This window comes from Archangium minus (assembly GCF_044360475.1).
Classification (GTDB): Bacteria; Myxococcota; Myxococcia; order Myxococcales; family Myxococcaceae; genus Archangium; species Archangium minus.
Window position 1 is genome coordinate 889,401 of record NZ_CP043494.1, and the last position, 17,179, is coordinate 906,579.

At 68.4% G+C, this 17,179-nt stretch carries 11 protein-coding genes; 7 read left to right on the plus strand and 4 right to left on the minus strand.

Going from position 1 to position 17,179, the window contains the following annotated elements; translation table 11 throughout:
* The first annotated feature begins 41 nt into the window (after positions 1-41).
* Positions 42-1,976 carry a response regulator gene (locus F0U60_RS03760; protein ID WP_395814025.1) on the plus strand — a complete coding sequence of 645 codons (1,935 nt, stop codon included), beginning with the start codon at positions 42-44 and terminating at the stop codon, positions 1,974-1,976.
* Between the two features lie 33 nt (positions 1,977-2,009).
* Here the strand turns inward: F0U60_RS03760 and F0U60_RS03765 are convergent, their stop codons facing one another.
* Positions 2,010-3,602, minus strand: coding sequence for a Kelch repeat-containing protein (locus F0U60_RS03765; RefSeq protein WP_395814027.1), 1,593 nt, complete (start codon positions 3,600-3,602; stop codon positions 2,010-2,012).
* A 611-nt stretch (positions 3,603-4,213) separates the two neighbouring features.
* Here F0U60_RS03765 and F0U60_RS03770 point away from each other — a divergent pair.
* Together F0U60_RS03770 and F0U60_RS03775 are read left to right on the plus strand one after the other, a co-directional pair.
* Positions 4,214-6,121 (plus strand): M4 family metallopeptidase, encoded by a 1,908-nt coding sequence (locus F0U60_RS03770; RefSeq protein WP_395814029.1) that lies wholly within the window; start codon positions 4,214-4,216, stop codon positions 6,119-6,121.
* A 119-nt stretch (positions 6,122-6,240) separates the two neighbouring features.
* On the plus strand, positions 6,241-6,639 hold the full coding sequence (locus F0U60_RS03775; protein ID WP_395814031.1) for a hypothetical protein: 399 nt from the start codon (positions 6,241-6,243) through the stop codon (positions 6,637-6,639).
* 51 nt (positions 6,640-6,690) lie between these two features.
* Here F0U60_RS03775 and F0U60_RS03780 read toward each other — a convergent pair whose 3' ends face one another.
* A complete protein-coding gene (locus tag F0U60_RS03780) occupies positions 6,691-8,322 on the minus strand; it encodes a fumarate hydratase (RefSeq protein ID WP_395814033.1) in 1,632 nt (543 codons plus the stop codon).
* 227 nt (positions 8,323-8,549) lie between these two features.
* Between F0U60_RS03780 and F0U60_RS03785 the strand changes: the two genes are divergently transcribed.
* Positions 8,550-8,921, plus strand: a complete 372-nt coding sequence (locus F0U60_RS03785; RefSeq protein ID WP_395814035.1) for a hypothetical protein — start codon at positions 8,550-8,552, stop codon at positions 8,919-8,921.
* Between the two features lie 120 nt (positions 8,922-9,041).
* On the opposite strand, the gene ligA is transcribed toward F0U60_RS03785, so the two are convergent.
* Positions 9,042-11,120, minus strand: a complete 2,079-nt coding sequence (gene ligA, locus F0U60_RS03790; RefSeq protein ID WP_395814037.1) for an NAD-dependent DNA ligase LigA — start codon at positions 11,118-11,120, stop codon at positions 9,042-9,044.
* Between the two features lie 139 nt (positions 11,121-11,259).
* Between ligA and F0U60_RS03795 the strand changes: the two genes are divergently transcribed.
* The gene (locus tag F0U60_RS03795) at positions 11,260-12,969 is read left to right on the plus strand and encodes a dipeptidase (RefSeq protein ID WP_395814039.1); all 1,710 of its coding nucleotides are present in this window, start codon (positions 11,260-11,262) and stop codon (positions 12,967-12,969) included.
* A gap of 147 nt (positions 12,970-13,116) precedes the next feature.
* On the plus strand, positions 13,117-13,872 hold the full coding sequence (locus F0U60_RS03800; protein WP_395814041.1) for a PP2C family protein-serine/threonine phosphatase: 756 nt from the start codon (positions 13,117-13,119) through the stop codon (positions 13,870-13,872).
* Positions 13,873-13,875: 3 nt separating this feature from the next.
* Here the strand turns inward: F0U60_RS03800 and F0U60_RS03805 are convergent, their stop codons facing one another.
* Positions 13,876-16,254 (minus strand): FdhF/YdeP family oxidoreductase, encoded by a 2,379-nt coding sequence (locus F0U60_RS03805; RefSeq protein ID WP_395814043.1) that lies wholly within the window; start codon positions 16,252-16,254, stop codon positions 13,876-13,878.
* 231 nt (positions 16,255-16,485) lie between these two features.
* On the opposite strand from F0U60_RS03805, the gene F0U60_RS03810 reads away from it, so the two are divergent.
* The gene (locus F0U60_RS03810; RefSeq protein ID WP_395825949.1) at positions 16,486-17,175 is read left to right on the plus strand and encodes an endonuclease V; all 690 of its coding nucleotides are present in this window, start codon (positions 16,486-16,488) and stop codon (positions 17,173-17,175) included.
* The last annotated feature ends 4 nt before the right edge of the window (positions 17,176-17,179 follow it).

Here is a 17,179-nt window from a genome sequence, read left to right on the forward strand (position 1 = left end):
TCTTCGCGAGTATTCGCGAGTCATTTTGAGGAGACCGCAGCGTGTCTCATAGGGAACCCATCCTCCTCAACATCAACGACAACGACGCCAACCGCTATGCCGTCACGCGCATGCTGCGGGCGGCGGGCTTCCAGGTCCTGGAGGGGGGCACCGGGGCCGAGGCGCTCCGTCTGACCGCCGAGGAGCGGCCGGACCTGGTCATCCTGGACGTGAAGCTGCCGGACCTCAATGGCATCGAGGTCTGCCGGCGGCTGAAGGCGGACCCGCGCACGGCGGGCATCGCCGTGCTGCACCTGTCGGCCAACTACATCCGCACCGAGAACAAGGTGGAGGGGTTGGAGAGCGGGGCGGATGGCTACCTGACGCAGCCGGTGGACTCGGCGGAGCTGTTGGCCACGGTGCGCTCATTGCTGCGCATGCGCCAGGCGGAGGAGCAGGCGCGCGCGGCGGCGCTGCAGTGGAAGACGACCTTTGACTCGCTGGGCGACGGGGTGTGCCTGTTGGACCGGGGCGGGCGAGTGATGCGCGCCAACCGGGCCTTCGTGTCCTTGTTGGGGCTGTCGGATGAGCAGGTGCTGGGGTGTCCCTTCGAGGCGCTGATGCGCGCGGCGTCGGACACCGAGGCCGCGCTGCCTCCGTGCTGCGGGGCGGTGCTGGCCTGTCACGAGGAGGCCGAGGTGTGCCTGCGGGCGCGCTGGTTCCGCGTGGCGGCCAATCCGGTGGAGGGCGCGGAGGGCACGGTGGTGGGGGCGGTGCGCATCCTCACGGACATTACGCATCGCCGCGAGCTGGAGGACGCGCTACGGCAGCGGGCGGCGGACCTGGCGGAGGCGGACCGGCGCAAGGACGAGTTCCTGGCGATGCTGGCGCACGAGCTGCGCAACCCCCTGGCGGCCATCGTCAACGCGCTGCACCTGGCGGAGGCCACGCAGGCGGGGGGCTCCGAGTCCAAGGCGATGCAGGTGATGGTGCGGCAGAGCCAGCACATGGCGCGCATGGTGGACGACCTGCTGGACGTGTCGCGCTTCAACCGCGGCCACATCGAGCTGCGGCGGGCGCCGGTGGACCTGCGCCTGGTGGTGCAGCACAGCGTGGAGGCACGTCGGAAGGCGCTGGAGGAGAAGGGGCTGCACCTGGAGGTCGCGCTGCCCGCGGCCTCGGAGAGCCTGTGGCTCAACGGGGATGGCACGCGGCTGGAGCAGGTGGTCTCCAACCTGCTGGACAACGCGAGGAAGTACACCGAGCCCGGAGGCCACGTCTTCGTGGGAGTGACGGTGGAGCGCCACGGCAAGGAGCGCCAGGCGGTGTTGCGCGTGCGGGACACGGGCATCGGCATGAGCCCGGAGCTGATGGCGCGCGTGTTCGAGCTCTTCGTCCAGGCGCAGCAACAGCTGGACCGCTCGCGGGGCGGACTGGGGATTGGGCTGACGCTGGTGCGGCGCCTGGTGGAGCTGCACGGCGGCACGGTGTCGGTGCACAGCGAGGGCGAGGGCAAGGGCAGCGAGCTCTCGGTGCGCCTGCCGCTGGAGGCCGCTCAGGAGGTGGCCGCGCCCGCGCCCGTCGAGGTGAAGCCGGAGAAGTCCGAGGAGTCCTCGGTGCGGCGGGTGCTGCTGGTGGAGGACAACGAGGACACGCGCGAGGTGCTGCGCGAGCTGGTGGAGATGTGGGGCCACCGGGTGGAGGTGGCGGAGGACGGCTTCAAGGGCGTCCAGGCCTTCTCCTCGCTGCGTCCGCACGTCGCGCTGGTGGACCTGGGACTGCCGGGGATGGATGGCTTCCAGGTGGCACGCAAGATTCGAGAGAGCGAGGGCGGCCAGGACGTCTTCCTGGTGGCGCTCACGGGCTACAGCGGCGAGCACCGGACGCAGGCGGTGGAGGCTGGCTTCAACCTGCACATGGTGAAGCCGGTGAAGCCGGACGAGCTGGAGCGGTTGCTGGAGCAGCTCCCCACCCTGGAGCGGCATCCCACCGCCTGAGCGTCGTCCGGCGCCGGGTCCGTCGGTCCCCGCTCAGCGCGTGTAGCGCTGCACGGTGGAGACCGTGGTGCCGGAGACGGAGCCGCCCGTCACCAGCACCTCACCCGTGTGCAGCAGCGTCGCGGCATGGCCCGCGAGCGGCGCCGACAGCGTGCCCGCGGACAGCCACGCGTCCGTCGACGGAGCATACAGGTAGGTCTGTCCGCTCGCGGTCGTCACCAGCACCTCGCCCGAGTAGAGCATCGTCGCGCTGACGGCCGAGGCCGCGCCCGGCAGGCTGGGACCCGGGAGCCAGATGAAGCCGCTGTACGGGTCATAGAAGTCGACCGTGTCGTGCCCACCACCGACGATCATCACCCTGCCCGAGTAGAGCCGGACGGCGAGGTGGCCCGAGCGCGCCCGCGGCATGCTCGTGACGAAGGTCGTCCAGGTGTTCGTGGCCGGGTCGTACTCCATCGCTTCCCGGCGCGCGCTCGAGGCGGAGGTTCCGCCCGTCACCAGCACCTTGCCCGAGTAGAGCTCCGTCGCGGTGTGGCCCGCGCGAGCCGCGGGGAGGGGGGCCGCCGGGCTCCACTCGTTCGTCTCCGGATCGTACACGTCCACGGAGCTCGTCTCACCGGTGGAGGAGTGGCCACCCACCACCAGCACCTTGCCCGAGCCGAGCACGGTCATCGTGTGGTTGCCGCGCGGCTGGCTCATGGTGCCCGCGGACGTCCACGTGCCCGTGGCCTGGTCATACACCTCCGCGGTGTCGCTCCAGCCCGTGTTGTTCAACCCACCCGTCACCAGCACCTTGCCCGAGGGCAGCGCGGTGGCGGTGTGCAGGGTGCGCGGGAAGAGGGGCGAGCCCGTGAGCGTCGAGCTGTTGAGATAGGGGTTGTACACCTCCGCGAAGGTGCCGCTCACCACCAGCACGTCTCCCGTACCGTTGAGGATGGTCGCGGTGTGGCCGGAGCGCCCGTAGGTCAGGTTGCCGTTGGCGGCCCAGGCTCCCTCCTGCACCTGGATCGGGGTCTCCGAGGCCACGAGGTTGGGCGCCGTGGTGCTGGTGAAGAAGTCCGGGTACGTCACGACGTAGTACTTGCCGCCGAAGGTCTCCTCTCCGAGGAAGTAGAACCTGCCTCCCCTCTCTCCCTGGACCTTCAGGGTGGTGCCATCGGTCTGGATGGACAGCGACCCGTTGACGTAGGTGGGGCGGGTATCGACGTCCGCCTGGAGGGTCTCGGAGCGCACCACCGTCAGGGTGTCCGGCGCCAGGTGCCGGATCTCCAGCCAACGGCCCGAGGAGCCGCTCGGCGAGTACCGGTTCGTGTAGCTGACGGCGACCCCGAGGTCATTGGCCACGAGGGAGAGCTGGGGGACGTCGTACGCGCCCGGGAGCTCCACGCTGCCCGGGCCCCACGGGCACGTGGCCGAGGGCTGCCGGGTGATGACGGGCACGTACTTGGGCGGGAAGGGAGGCGCGACCTCCTTGTACGAGACGGTGAAGGAGCACCCGCGCGAGACGCCGGTGGTCAGCGCGGCGGCGCTCGTGACGAGCTTGCTCGAGTCTTCAGCGGTGGAGCCTCCACAGGCCGGCATCAAGAGGGCGACGGCGAGGGAGGAGACGAGTTTCACGGTTCGCATGCGTTCTGGGTCCTGTAGGGATGCCGCACCAACGACTGTTGTGCGCGGCGGTTCCTATTTTCCGGTTTCTGAGAGCTTTCGTCTATTTGTATTTTTCCTGGAGCATCGGATTTTTTGGGGTTCCTCTCTCCCTGCCGAGCACGCCCGGGTGCATGGTCACGAGGAGTGGATGGCTTTCGGCCGGGAGGATTTCTGATTGAAGTTGCGAGCTGGGTGGGGATGCGAGAAGATTTCACAATTACTGGCTTGAAAGCCCTCGCCCCTTTGCGTAATATTCTTCTCTTATTTCCTGAGGGTTGAGAGGGGGCCAGATGTTCAAAGTCAGACATCTGGAAGGGTCAATCCATACACCTTTTTTGAGAAATTCGTCTCAAAACAAGACACCCCCTGCTGCCAGCCCAATCCGTTTGAAATCAATTGCTTGCATAAGGCGAATGTAAAGTCTGGGTACATTCGGGCTTATGTTGGGTGCGGCATTGGCCCTCCAAGCGGAAAACGGGGATGACGAGAAGTGAAGGAGTTTCAGGGGTTTCTTGAGTTGGCCTGATCTCTGCTTCCTGTCCGCGCGCCCAACGGCATCTCGCCGGGTTGGGTCAGGAGGCGTTACCCCCGTGTTTCGTCCGCGTTTCCTTGCTGCTGCGCTGCTCGCCCTTCCCCTCGCCGCGTGCGAGGTCGACAACTCCCAACTCCCCGAGGGCGCCCAGAAGTTCGACGACGCCGAGTCGCTCGGTGACGTCCAGGCCGCGCTCGCCGCGCTGCCCTCCGCCCGGGTCGTTGGCGCGGATGAGAAGGACTTCCCCTTCATGATCAGCGGCAACCTGGGGGCTGCCAGCGAGTCCGTGCAGGGCCTCGCGGCCGGTGACTCGCACGGGCGCGTGAGCAAGGCGCTGCCCGGCATCGCCGCGGTGTTCCGCCTGGATGCGGCCAACCTGGTGGCGAAGCGCTCCAGGATGGACGAGCAGGGCGTCACGCACATCCGCTATGGCCAGCTGAAGAACGGCCTGCCGGTGGTGAACGAGGAGCTCATTGTCCACGTGGCGCCCAACGGCATCATCACCGCGGCCAACGGCACGGCGCGCGACGGTGAGATCGCCCCCGCCAAGGCCTCCATCTCCGCCGAGGCCGCCGAGTTCGCCGCGCTCGACAGCACCTCGGGCCGTCACCTGGACATCGAGGGCGCGCGCCTGGTGTACATCCGCTCCAGCCAGGACAACCGGCTGAAGCTGGCCTACGAGGTGACGGTCTCGGGTGAGGGGGAGGACCTGCCCATCCACGACCTCGTCTACGTGAGCGCGCTGGACGGCTCCATCCTGGAGCGTCACTCCAAGATTCACTCGGCGCTCAACCGCAAGGTGTACTCGGCCAACAACGGCTCGAGCACGCCGGGCACCCTCAAGCGCTCCGAGGGCCAGGCCGCCGTGGGTGACGCCCACGTCGACGGCAACTACGACAAGCTGGGTGGCACCTACAACTGCTACAAGAACAACTTCAACCGCGACTCGTTCAACAACAAGGGCGCCACGCTCATCAGCACCGTTCACTACAGCCGCAACTACGTGAACGCGTACTGGGACGGCACCCAGATGGTGTACGGCGATGGCGACACCACGACCTCGGGCCCGCTCGGCCTGTCCGCGGACGTGACCACGCACGAGCTCACCCACGCGGTGACGTCGAGCGAGTCCAACCTCACCTACTCGGGTGAGTCCGGCGGCCTCAACGAGGCGATGAGCGACATCTTCGGCGCCTACTGCGAGAGCTACGACTCGGGCACCTGGGCCACCACCAACGCGGTGTTCATGGTCGGCGATGACATCTGGACGCCCGCCACCGCCGGTGACGCGCTCCGCTACATGTATGACCCGGCCAAGGACGGCAAGTCGCTCGACTTCTGGACGACCAGCGCTGGCAGCGTGGACGTGCACTACAGCTCGGGCATCGCCAACCTGGCATTCACCCTGCTGTCCCGTGGCGGCACGCACCCGCGCGGCAAGAGCACCGTCAACGTGACGGGCATCGGCGTGCAGAAGGCCGGCGCCATCTTCTACAAGGCGAACACGGACTACCTGACGGCTTCCTCCAAGTACGCGCAGGCGAAGACGTACACCGAGGAGGCCGCGAAGGCGCTCGGCTACTCCGATGCGGACGTCGCGTCCGTGACGGCGGCCTGGGCCGCGGTGGGCGTGGGCGGCACGACGAATCCTCCCGTCGGCACGGCGCTGACCAACGGCCAGGCGCTCACGGGCCTGTCGGGCGCCGCCAGCTCCTCCACCTACTATTACCTGGACGTGCCGGCCAACAAGGCGTCCACCATCGCCATCAGCGGTGGCACGGGTGACGCGGACCTGTACGTGAAGGCGGGCTCGCAGGCCTCCACGAGCTCGTACGACTGCCGTCCGTACAAGGATGGCAACGCCGAGTCGTGCAGCATCCCCGCGAAGACCGCGGCCACCCGTATCTACGTGCTGGTGCGCGGCTACAGCGCGTACTCCGGCCTCTCGCTCAAGGGCTCCTACTGAGCACCCTGAAGCCGAGCACGTCATGAGGTGAACGGGCCCCTGGGAGGCATGCCTCCCGGGGGCTTCGTTTTGGGCGGGCCATTCCCCACGGACCCCCCGACCTGCGGTATGTGGGGGACATGGCGATTGAGACAGAATCGGGAGTGACGCTCCCCTTCGACCGGTTCTGGGACTGGCTCCTGGACCACACCAACTGCATCCTCAGTGTCGGCACGGAGGAGTGCTGGCTCTACGACGCCGAGGCGCTCCACTGGGTCCTCTTCGCCGAGGAGAGCGGCACACCCGTGGTGCAGCTCATCCTGGGCAAGCGTCTGGTGGGCGAGATGGTGCTCGACACCTCCGACCTGCTCCAGGTGCAGGTGACGCCCGACCCCGACAACGCGGAGCGCGGCTACTTCCTCTTCAAGCTCGTGGGGGGCCTCAAGTCAGCGCCTCGCGTGCGCTACACCTTCCAGCTCGCCCACGGGCTGGAGAACCTGCCCGCCACGCCGCATGTGGCGGGAGGACTGAAGCACTGAGGTGTCCCGAGGAGGCCCGGCGAGACCGGGCCTCCCGCGTGGGACGAGGGCTCAGGCCTTCTTCGAGGGCTTGTTGATGTCCGCGAAGAAGTCGTTGCCCTTGTCGTCCACGACGATGAAGGCGGGGAAGTCCACCACGTCGATCTTCCAGACGGCCTCCATGCCGAGCTCCTGGTACTCGAGCACCTCGACCTTCTTGATGCAGTCCTTGGCGAGCCGCGCCGCCGGGCCGCCGATGGAGCCCAGGTAGAAGCCGCCGTGCTTCTTGCAGGCCTCGGTGACGGCCGGCGAGCGGTTGCCCTTGGCCAGCATCACGAAGCTGCCGCCCTGCGCCTGGAACTGGTCCACGTAGGCGTCCATGCGGCCCGCCGTGGTGGGGCCGAACGAGCCGGAGGCATAGCCTTCGGGCGTCTTCGCCGGGCCCGCGTAGTAGACCATGTAGTCCTTGAGGTACTGCGGCATGCCCTCGCCGCGGTCCAGGCGCTCCTTGATTTTGGCGTGGGCGATGTCGCGCGCCACCACCATGGGGCCCGTGAGCGACAGGCGCGTCTTGATGGGGTAGCGCGACAGCTCGGCGCGGATGTCGGCCATGGGGCGGTTCAGGTCGATCTTCACCACGTCGCCCGACAGGTCCGTGTCCTTCGTCTCCGGCAGGTACCTGGCCGGGTCCGTCTCGAGCTGCTCGAGGAAGACGCCGTCCTTGGTGATTTTGCCGAGCGCCTGGCGATCCGCCGAGCAGGACACGGCGATGGCCACGGGGCACGAGGCGCCATGGCGGGGCAGGCGGATGACGCGCACGTCATGGCAGAAGTACTTGCCGCCGAACTGGGCGCCGATGCCGGTGCGCTGGGTGAGCTTGAGCACCTCCTGCTCCAGCGCCACGTCGCGGAAGCCGCGGCCGAGCGTGTTGCCCTCGGTGGGCAGCGAGTCCAGGTAACGCGCCGAGGCGTACTTGGCCGTCTTGAGCGCGAACTCGGCGGAGGTGCCGCCCACCACGATGGCCAGGTGGTATGGCGGGCAGGCCGCGGTGCCCAGCGAGCGAATCTTCGACTCGAGGAAGGTCAGGAGGCTCTGCGGGTTGAGGACCGCCTTCGTCTCCTGGAAGAGGTAGCTCTTGTTGGCCGAGCCACCGCCCTTGGCCATGAAGAGGAACTTGTAGGCGTCACCGTCGGTGGCGTAGAGCTCGATTTGCGCCGGGAGGTTGTTGTTGGTGTTGACCTCCTTGTACATGTCGAGCGGCGCCATCTGCGAGTAGCGCAGGTTGGCGGTGCGGTACGTGTCGAACACGCCGCGCGAGATGGCCGCCTCGTCGCCCCCGCCGGTCATCACATACTGGCCCTTCTTGCCCATGACGATGGCGGTGCCCGTGTCCTGGCAGGAGGGCAGCACGCCACCGGCGGCGATGTTGGCGTTCTTGAGCAGCTCGAGCGCCACGAAGCGATCGTTGGACGAGGCCTCGGGGTCCTTGAGGATGTTGGCGAGCTGGTTCAGGTGACCGGGCCGCAGCAGGTGGGAGATGTCCCGCATGGCCTCGCGGGTGAGGAGCGTGAGCGCCTCGGGAGCGACCTGGAGGAAGGTCTTCCCGCCCGCCTCGAAGGTGGAGACGTGGTCCTTCGTGAGCAGCCGGTAGGGCGTCTCGTCCTTGCCGAGCGGCAGCATGTCCTGGAACTGGAAGTCGTTCATCGTGGCCTTCTCCAACGGTTGGCTGGACCTGGACCGGCGAGTCTGGGTCCCCATTCCCCGATTGTCAGCAGGGAGCTGTCCGTCTGGGGAGTTTGCCTCGAACAGGCCAAAAACCTGCTCTCATGTGAGCAACGAGCGATTGTAGAGGGAGCCGCCCGGATGCCCTGGGGGCGGGCGGGAGGTGACGCGCTGGACAGCGTCTTTAGGGGTGCCATCCTGTGGCGCCCATGACTGCCCCCGTCGTTCCCTGCTCGGCCATCTACCTTGACGCCGAGGACACGCTGGTGTCCGGTGCTGACACGCGCATCCCTCCCGAGCGGATGGTGACGCGGATCCGTGAGCTCGCGCGGAGGGGAGGGGGCCTGTACCTGTGGAGCCGCCACGGCGCCGAGCACGCCCGGAAGGTGGCGGCGGAGCGGGGGATTGAGGACTGCTTCCGGGCCTTTCTGCCCAAGCCCGAGGTGTTGGTGGATGCCGAGTCCCTGGAGGACTGGAGCATCTCGGAGATTCCGGCGGTGGCCTTCGGTTCCGTGAGGTTGGAGGACATTCTGCGAATACCGAGGGTGCTCCCTCTCCCTCTGGGAGAGGGCGGGGGGTGAGGGTAGTCGTCACCCGGGTTTTTCACCCCAGGGTCCACAGTGCGCCCATGGAGCAACACAGAGAGGGAAATACCCTCACCCTAGCCCTCTCCCAGAGGGAGAGGGGACATACACGGACCCTCAGTGGACGGTTCTTCGTGTGCCCAGACGACGAAGGAACTCCTGCTCGTCCACCGTCTCGATGCCGAGCGCCTGCGCCTTGTCGTACTTGGTCGCCCCCGGATTCGCTCCGACCACCACGAAGGACGTGCTCTTCGACACGCTGGAGGTGACTCTGGCCCCAGCGGCCTCGGCCGCGTGCGTGGCCTCCTCGCGGCTCATCGTCTCCAGCTCGCCCGTGATGACCACGGTTCTCCCAGCCAGTGCCCCTGATGCATCTGGCTCGCGCGCCGGAGCCTCCTCGCGCAGTTGGACACCCGCGCGCCGCAGCTTCTCGATGAGCCGCACGTTCTCAGGCTCCTCCAACCAGCCGTGGAGACTCCGTGCAATCCGGGGCCCGACGCCCTGCACCGTGAGGAGCTCGTCGAGCGAGGCCTGGCGCAGCGCGTCCATGGAAGGAAAGGCCTGGGTGAGCAGCCGGGCGGCGAACGGCCCCACGTGCCGGATATTGAGTCCCACGAGCAGTCGCCAGAGGGGCCGGTGCCGCGCGGCCTCAATGGCGGACAGCAGGTTGTGGACGGACTTCTCCCCGAAGTTGGGCAGCTGCCCGAGCTGCTCGGCGGTGAGGAAGAAGACATCCGCCGGGTCCTTCACCCAGCCCCGCTCCAGCAGTTGAGTGCCGGTGACGTACCCAAGGTGCTCGATGTCCATGGCGCCGCGTGAGGCGAAGTGGAAGAGCCACTCGACGGCCTGGGACGGGCAGCCCACGCGGTTGGGACAGCGCCAGTCGGCCTCGCCCTCCTCGCGCACCAGCTTCGTGCCGCACGAGGGGCACTTCTTCGGGAACCGCCAGGGGCGTGCGTCGGGCGGGCGCTTGGAGGGCACGGGGCCGACGACCTCGGGGATGACCTCGCCGGCGCGCCGGACGATGACGGTATCCCCCTCGCGCACGTCTCGGCGGCGCACCTCCTCCTCGTTGTGGAGCGTGGCGTACGTCACCGTGGCACCGCTCACCCGCACCGGCTCCAGCACGGCGAACGGCGTCACCTTCCCCGTCCGGCCCGTGTTCACCGCGATGCTCTTCACGCGAGTGGTCCGCTCCTCCGGAGGGAACTTGAAGGCGATGGCCCAGCGCGGCGCCTTGCTCGTCTCCCCGAGCTCCCGCTGGAGCTCCAACGCGTCCACCTTCACCACGGCGCCGTCGATCTCATAGTCCACGTCGTGGCGATGCTCCTGCCAGTGCGCGCAGAAGGCCTGCACCTGCTTCAAGGTGCGCACCTTCTTCAGCTCCGGGTTCACCGGCAGGCCCATGCGCTCGAGCCAGGCGAGTGACTCGGAGTGCCGCGAGAAGGCAACCCCCTCGGCGAAGCCCAAGGCGTAGCACCACAGCCGCAGGGGCCTCGAGGCCGTCACCGCCGGGTCCTTCTGCCGGATGCTCCCCGCCGCGCCATTGCGAGGGTTGGCGAAGGGCCGCTCGCCGCGCCCGGTCAGCTCCTGGTTGAGACGCTCGAAGGCCTTCACGGGCAGATAGATTTCGCCCCGCACCTCCAGCACGCGGGGGACCTGTCCGCCGCGCAGGCGCATGGGCACCGAGCGCACCGTGCGGACGTTGGCGGTGATGTCCTCGCCGACGAAGCCATCTCCCCGGGTCGCGGCCCGCACCAGGACGCCGTTCTCATAGAGGAGGGACACGGCCAGCCCGTCGATCTTCAGCTCACAGACGTAGTCCGCCCCCGCGCCAATGCGTCGCTCCACACGTGCGGCCCAGGCGGCGAGCTCCTCGTCGGAGAAGGCGTTGTCGAGCGAGCGCATCGGCAGCCGGTGCTCGACGGGGGCGAACAGCTCGCCGGGCCTGCCTCCCACGCGCTGGGTGGGGCTGTCGGGGGTAACGAGCTCGGGGAACTCCGTTTCGAGCTGGCGCAGCTCACGGACCAGTGCGTCATACTCGGCGTCCGTCACCTCCGGACTGTCGAGCACGTAGTACCGGTAGTCGTGGGTGTTGATGAGGTCGCGCAGCTCCTCGACCCGGCGCTGGGCCACCTCGCGCCGCCGCTCGTCCCCGCGCAGGGGGGGTGTTCCCGTAGGAAGTTCAGGTTGCATGGGCCTACCCGACCTTCCTTCAACCTAGGCCGTGTCCGCGTTCTGGGCACCTGACGCCCGCCTCCCTGCCTGCTGGGCGCGAAGGAAGAACGTTCGGAAGGGGTGCCATCCGGGGGCTCCCTGGGTAGCATCCGCCGCCATGACCCGACCCTACTCGAAGTTCCTCCCGGCCCTGGCCGTCTCGGCGGGACTGGTCGCTCCGGCCGCGCTCGCCTGCACCAGCATGCTGGTCACCAAGGGCGCCTCGTCCGACGGCTCCACCTTCATCACCTACGCCGCGGACTCGCACGAGCTGTACGGCGAGCTGTACTACACCCCCGCGCGTCGCAACCCGCCCGGTGCCATGCGCGACATCATCGAGTGGGACACGGGCAAGTTCCTCGGCCGCATCAAGGAAGCTCCCATCACGTACACCGTGGTGGGCAACATGAACGAGCACCAGCTCTCCATCAGCGAGTCCACCTTCACCGGACGCAAGGAGCTGGAGGGGCCCGCCGGCATCGTCGACTATGGCTCGCTCATCTACATCGCCCTGGAGCGCGCGAAGACCGCCCGCGAGGCCATCAAGGTCATGACCGACCTGGTCGCCGAGTACGGCTATGCCTCCACCGGCGAGTCCTTCTCCATCGCCGATCCCAAGGAGGTGTGGATTCTGGAGATGATCGGCAAGGGCGCGGGTCAGAAGGGCGCGGTGTGGGTGGCCCGCCGGCTGCCTGACGGGTACATCTCGGCGCACGCCAACCAGGCGCGCATCCGCCAGTTCCCGCTCAACGACTCGGACGTCCTCTACTCCAAGGACGTCATCTCCTTCGCGCGCGAGAAGGGCTGGTTCAAGGGCGCGGACAAGGACTTCAGCTTCGCGGACACCTACCACCCGCTCGACTTCGAGGGGACGCGCTTCGCCGAGGCGCGCGTGTGGAGCATCCTCCGCCGCGCGGCGCCGTCGGCCAGGCTGGGCGCGGACTACGTGGATGGCTCGGCCCCCGACAAGCGCCTGCCCCTGTGGGTGAAGCCGGACCAGAAGCTGGCCGTGCAGGACGTGATGGGGCTGATGCGTGACCACTTCGAGGGCACGCCGCTGGACATGACGAAGGACGTGGGCGCGGGGCCCTATGCCGTGCCCTACCGCTGGCGCCCGATGACGTGGGAGGTGGACGGCAAGAAGTACCTCCACGAGCGCGCCATCTCCACGCAGCAGACGGGCTTCTCCTTCGTGGCGCAGATGCGCTCCTGGATGCCGGCCCCCGTCGGCGGCGTGCTCTGGTTCGGCGTGGATGACACGTTCACCACCGTGTACACGCCCATGTACGCGGGCATCCGGACCGCGCCGAAGAACCTCGCCCAGGGCGTGGCCAGCCGCGGCGAGTTCTCCTGGGACTCGTCCTTCTGGGTGTTCAACTGGGTCTCCAACCAGGCCTACTCGCGCTGGAGCGACATGATCGTCGACGTCCAGAAGGCGCAGGGCGAGCTGGAGGGCCAGTTCCTCGCCGACCAGGCCGACATCGAGAAGGCCGCGCTGGAGCTGTACAAGACCTCGCCCGAGCAGGCGCGCTCCTACCTCACCGAGTACTCGACGCGGCAGGGAGACAAGGTCCACGGCCGCTGGCGCAAGCTGGGCGAGCAACTGCTCGTGAAGTACATCGACGGCAACGTGCGCGACGAGATGGGCAAGGTGAACCATCCCAAGTACCCGGACTCTTGGTACCGGCACATCGTGAAGGACACGGGCTCGCGCCTGGCGCTCCCCGCCGAGCCGAAGCCCGCCGAGGCGAAGCCGGAGCCGAAGCCCGCCGAGGTGAAGCCGGGACAGAAGGCTGAGCAGAAGCCTTCGGTCGCACCGGCCCCGTAATGACGTGAAGGCCCCCGGGTGCGGAGTGGCTCCGCGCCTGGGGAGCAAGGGGCCAGGGAGTCGTCAATCTCCTTGGCCCTGTCGGTGCGCCAGTCGAGACTCGCCTCAGGGATGAACATCTTTCTCCCGAGACGTCCCGAGTCCGCTATGGCACGAATCGACAGCGGCGCGGCCACGCACGTGGGCCGCCGTCCGAATAACGAGGACTCCTATTGTCGGAGGCCCGAGCTGGGTTTCTTCGCGGTCGCGGATGGCCTGGGAGGACACGAGGGCGGAGAGGTGGCCAGTCAGCTCGTGCTGAGCACGGTGGCTGACTTCCTGGCCGCCCAGGTGGACCCGGAGCAGTCTGCCCTGTCGACACCAGGCGAGCCGGGCGGTGGACCCGAGAGCCTCATCGTCCAGGCCGTGCGTCTGGCCCACCAGGAGGTCCATGCCCGTCAGTGCGGCAAGCTGTCCATGATGGCCTCGACCCTCACCTCGGTCCTGCTACGGGATGGGGAGGCGGTGGTGTGCAACCTCGGGGACAGCCGCACCTTCCTGGTGCGTGGCGGCCTGCTGCGGCGGCTCACGAGGGATCACACCGTGCTCGCGGAGATGGAGGAGGCGGGGCTCGATACGAGCAACCCCTTCGCCGTGATGCACCGCAACTCGCTCACAGGCGCCGTGGGCATGGAGGCCAGCGTCGACCCCGAGTGCACTCGCGTGGCCTTGCAGCCGGGGGACGTGCTGGTGCTCGCCAGCGATGGGCTGTATGAGCCCGTGCCTCCGGACCTGATGGTCCGCTTGTTGGACCAGGGCGGCTCGGCCCAGGAGATGGCCGAGCGGCTTGTGATTGAAGCCTACAACCGTGGAGGCACCGACAACATCACGGGCGTGGTGGTCCGGGTGCAGGAGGTCGGCTGACCGTCAGGACGCGAAAGCCGCCAGGGCGGGCTGCTCCCTGGACAACGTGAGGCTGATGACGACCGACTTGGAGGTCGGCGTGCGGCTCTTCTCCGCGAAGCTGTCGAGCGGCACCAGGACGTTGGCCTCGGGGAAGTAGGTGGCCGCGCACCGGCGTGGAATGTCGTACGGCACCACCACGAATTTCAGCGCCACGCGCTGCTGGCCCTCGAAGTGGCTGGTGAGGTCCACCAGCTGTCCGGCCGCCACGCCCAGCTCCTTCATGTCCTCGGCGTTGAGCATCACCACGCGCCGCCCGCTGCGGATGCCTCGGTAGCGGTCATCCAGCCCGTACACCGTGGTGTTGTACTGGTCGTGCGTGCGAAGGGTCATCATCAGGAGCTGCCCCGGCTCGAGCTTCAGCCGTGACATCTCGTGCACCGTGAAGTGCCCCTTGCCGCTCTGCGTGGTGAAGCGGCCCTCGCGCGGCCCGTTGGGCAGGGAGAAGCCTCCCGGCTCGCGCACCCGCCGGTTGAAGTCCTCGAAGCCCGGAATCACCCGCGCGATGAGATCGCGCACCCGGTCGTAGTCCTCCACCAGCCACTCCCACCGCACCTGGCTGCGCGACCCGAGCACCGCTCGCGCCAGTCTCGCCACGATGGCCGGCTCGCTGAGCAGGTGCTCCGAGGCGGGGGGCAGCGTGCCTCGCGAGGCGTGCACCACACCCATCGAGTTCTCCACCGTGACGAACTGCGGCCCGCTCGTCTGCACGTCGCTCTCGGTGCGGCCGAGGCACGGCAGGATGAGCGCCCGCTTCCCGGTGACGAGGTGCGCCCGGTTCAGCTTGGTGGACACGTGCACCGTCAGCCGCGTGCGGCGCAGGGCCTCGGCGGTGCGCTCCGTGTCCGGCGTCGCCGACAGGAAGTTGCCTCCCATGGCGAAGAAGACCTTCACCCGGCCCTCGTACATCGCCTGGATGGTGGCCACCGTGTCCATTCCGTGGTGACGCGGTGGCTCGAAGCCCAGCTCGCGCGACAGGGCATCCAGGAACGCGGGCCGGGGGTTCTCCCAGATGCCCATGGTCCGGTCGCCCTGCACGTTGCTGTGGCCGCGCACCGGGCACACGCCCGCTCCCGGCTTGCCAATGCTCCCGCGCAGCAGCGTCAGGTTGACGATCTCCTGGATGTTGCCCACCGCGTTGCGGTGCTGCGTCAGCCCCATGGCCCAGCACCAGATGATCTGCTCCGTGCCCGCCAGCCACTCCGCGGTGGTTTCAATGAGCTCGCGCGACACGCCGCTCTGCTCCACCACGTCTTCCCAGGACACGCTGGCCAGGTGCGTCGCGTAGGCCTCGAAGCCGAGCGTCCTGCCCTCGACGAAGTCCTTTGCCACCACCGTGCCCGGCTGCTTCGCCTCGCGCTCCAGCAGCGCCTTGCCCAGGCCCTGCAGCAGCGCCACGTCCCCGTTGATGCGCACCTGGAGGAACAGGTCCGCCAGCGGCGTGCCCGTGCCGAGGACACCTCGCACCGCCTGCGGATGCTTGAAGCGCTGCAAGCCCGGCTCCGGCAGCGGGTTGATGCTGACGATGCGGCAGCCCCGGCGCTTCGCCGCCTCGAGCGCCGTCAACATGCGCGGGTGGTTGGTGCCCGGGTTCTGCCCGATGACGACGATGACCTGGGCCTTGTCGAAGTCCTCCAGCGTCACCGTGCCCTTGCCGATGCCGATGGTCTCCAGCAGCGCCGTGCCGCTCGACTCGTGGCACATGTTCGAGCAGTCCGGCAGGTTGTTGGTGCCGAACTGCCGCACGAGGAGCTGGTAGAGGAAGGCCGCCTCGTTGCTCGTGCGCCCCGAGGTGTAGAAGCACGCCTCGTCCGGCGAGCCGAGCGCGTTGAGCTCCTCGGCGATGAGCGTGAAGGCCTCGTCCCAGGAGAGGGGCGTGTAGTGCGAGGCGCCCTCACGCAGCACCATGGGGTGCGTGAGCCGGCCCTGCTTGCCCAGCCAGTGGTCCGTCTGCGCGGCCAGGTCCACCAGGCTCCACTGACGGAAGAACTCCGGCGTCACTCGCGCCGTGGTGGCCTCCTCCGCTACTGCCTTGGCGCCGTTCTCGCAGAACTCGAAGGCTGTGCGGTGCTTCGGATCCGGCCACGCGCAGCCCGGACAGTCGAAGCCGTGCGTCTGGTTCACCTTCAGCAGCGTCTGGGAGCCACGCACCGGCCCCATCTCGCCCCAGGCGTGCTTCATCGCGGACACCACCGCCGCCACGCCACCCGCGGACTTCGAGGGAGCGCCGACACGCAGGGGCTCGGGAGTGGTGGGGGGCTGCGCGCTCGGGAGCGTGTTGGGCTGGGTGGGGGTGTCCTTGCCAGCCTCCGCCGACTGCTCCTGCCGCCTTGCTTCCGCCATGGCTTCCTCCTGGCCCGGGGACGCGGAGGGGGCCGCGGTTGCCGGGGCTCGGGGAGTCTATCGCTCCGGCTCGCCGTCAGCCCTCGGATGCGGTGCTCGCTCCCTTGCTCCCCTTATCGAGTGAACAAGACCCGTGGAGGAGGTGCAGCGGGCGACTGGACGACCTAATCTCAGAGGTCACATGGTGCGGCCCACTTCAGGAGGAGGGTCGTGCCTCGCCCGGGAGACGGAATGGAGCTCGAACCGCTGCACCAATGGGACCTGACACCGAAGCAGGCGGTGGCGCTGCAACGCGAGCTGCGGGAGCGCCTGGACCCACGTCCACCAGCAGGGCTGACGGTGGAGCGGGTGGCGGGCGCGGACATCTCCATGAGCCGCGGGGATGTCTGGGCGTATGGCGGCATCGTGGTGCTGGACGCGGGGACGCTGGCGCCCGTGGCCCGGTCGAGCGCCGCGGTGCGGCTGACGTTCCCCTACGTGCCAGGGCTGCTGTCGTTCCGGGAGCTACCGGTGCTGTCGGAGGCGTGGACCCGGCTGGAGGTGCGGCCGGACGTGCTCATCTTCGACGGTCAGGGAATCGCGCACCCGAGGCGCTTCGGGCTGGCGTGCCACGGAGGGCTGCTGTTCGGCGTCCCCTCCATCGGGTGCGCCAAGTCGCTGCTGGTGGGCAAGCACGGGCCGCTGGGCGAGGAGCGCGGCTCGGTGGCGGACATCATCCACGACGGCGAGGTGGTGGGCCGGGCGGTGCGCACCCGCCTCGGCGTGCTCCCCGTCTACGTGTCACCGGGGCACATGATGGACCTGCCCACGGCCGTTGAGCTGGTGCTGCGGATGACGTCCCGCTACCGCGAGCCGGAGACGACGCGGCATGCGCATCGCCTGGTGAACGACGTGCGCCGCTCGGCCCGGGGAGAGTCGTAGGGGG

What these genes read in the sequence shown, in the direction of transcription:
- F0U60_RS03805 (WP_395814043.1), bottom strand. Translation starts at nt 16,254, where the DNA reads ATGGCGGAAGCAAGGCGGCAGGAGCAGTCGGCGGAGGCTGGCAAGGAC.
- F0U60_RS03780 (WP_395814033.1), bottom strand. Translation starts at nt 8,322, where the DNA reads ATGAACGACTTCCAGTTCCAGGACATGCTGCCGCTCGGCAAGGACGAG.
- F0U60_RS03800 (WP_395814041.1), top strand. Translation starts at nt 13,117, where the DNA reads ATGGCACGAATCGACAGCGGCGCGGCCACGCACGTGGGCCGCCGTCCG.
- F0U60_RS03810 (WP_395825949.1), top strand. Translation starts at nt 16,486, where the DNA reads ATGGAGCTCGAACCGCTGCACCAATGGGACCTGACACCGAAGCAGGCG.
- F0U60_RS03785 (WP_395814035.1), top strand. Translation starts at nt 8,550, where the DNA reads ATGACTGCCCCCGTCGTTCCCTGCTCGGCCATCTACCTTGACGCCGAG.
- F0U60_RS03775 (WP_395814031.1), top strand. Translation starts at nt 6,241, where the DNA reads ATGGCGATTGAGACAGAATCGGGAGTGACGCTCCCCTTCGACCGGTTC.
- F0U60_RS03765 (WP_395814027.1), bottom strand. Translation starts at nt 3,602, where the DNA reads ATGCGAACCGTGAAACTCGTCTCCTCCCTCGCCGTCGCCCTCTTGATG.
- F0U60_RS03795 (WP_395814039.1), top strand. Translation starts at nt 11,260, where the DNA reads ATGACCCGACCCTACTCGAAGTTCCTCCCGGCCCTGGCCGTCTCGGCG.
- ligA (WP_395814037.1), bottom strand. Translation starts at nt 11,120, where the DNA reads ATGCAACCTGAACTTCCTACGGGAACACCCCCCCTGCGCGGGGACGAG.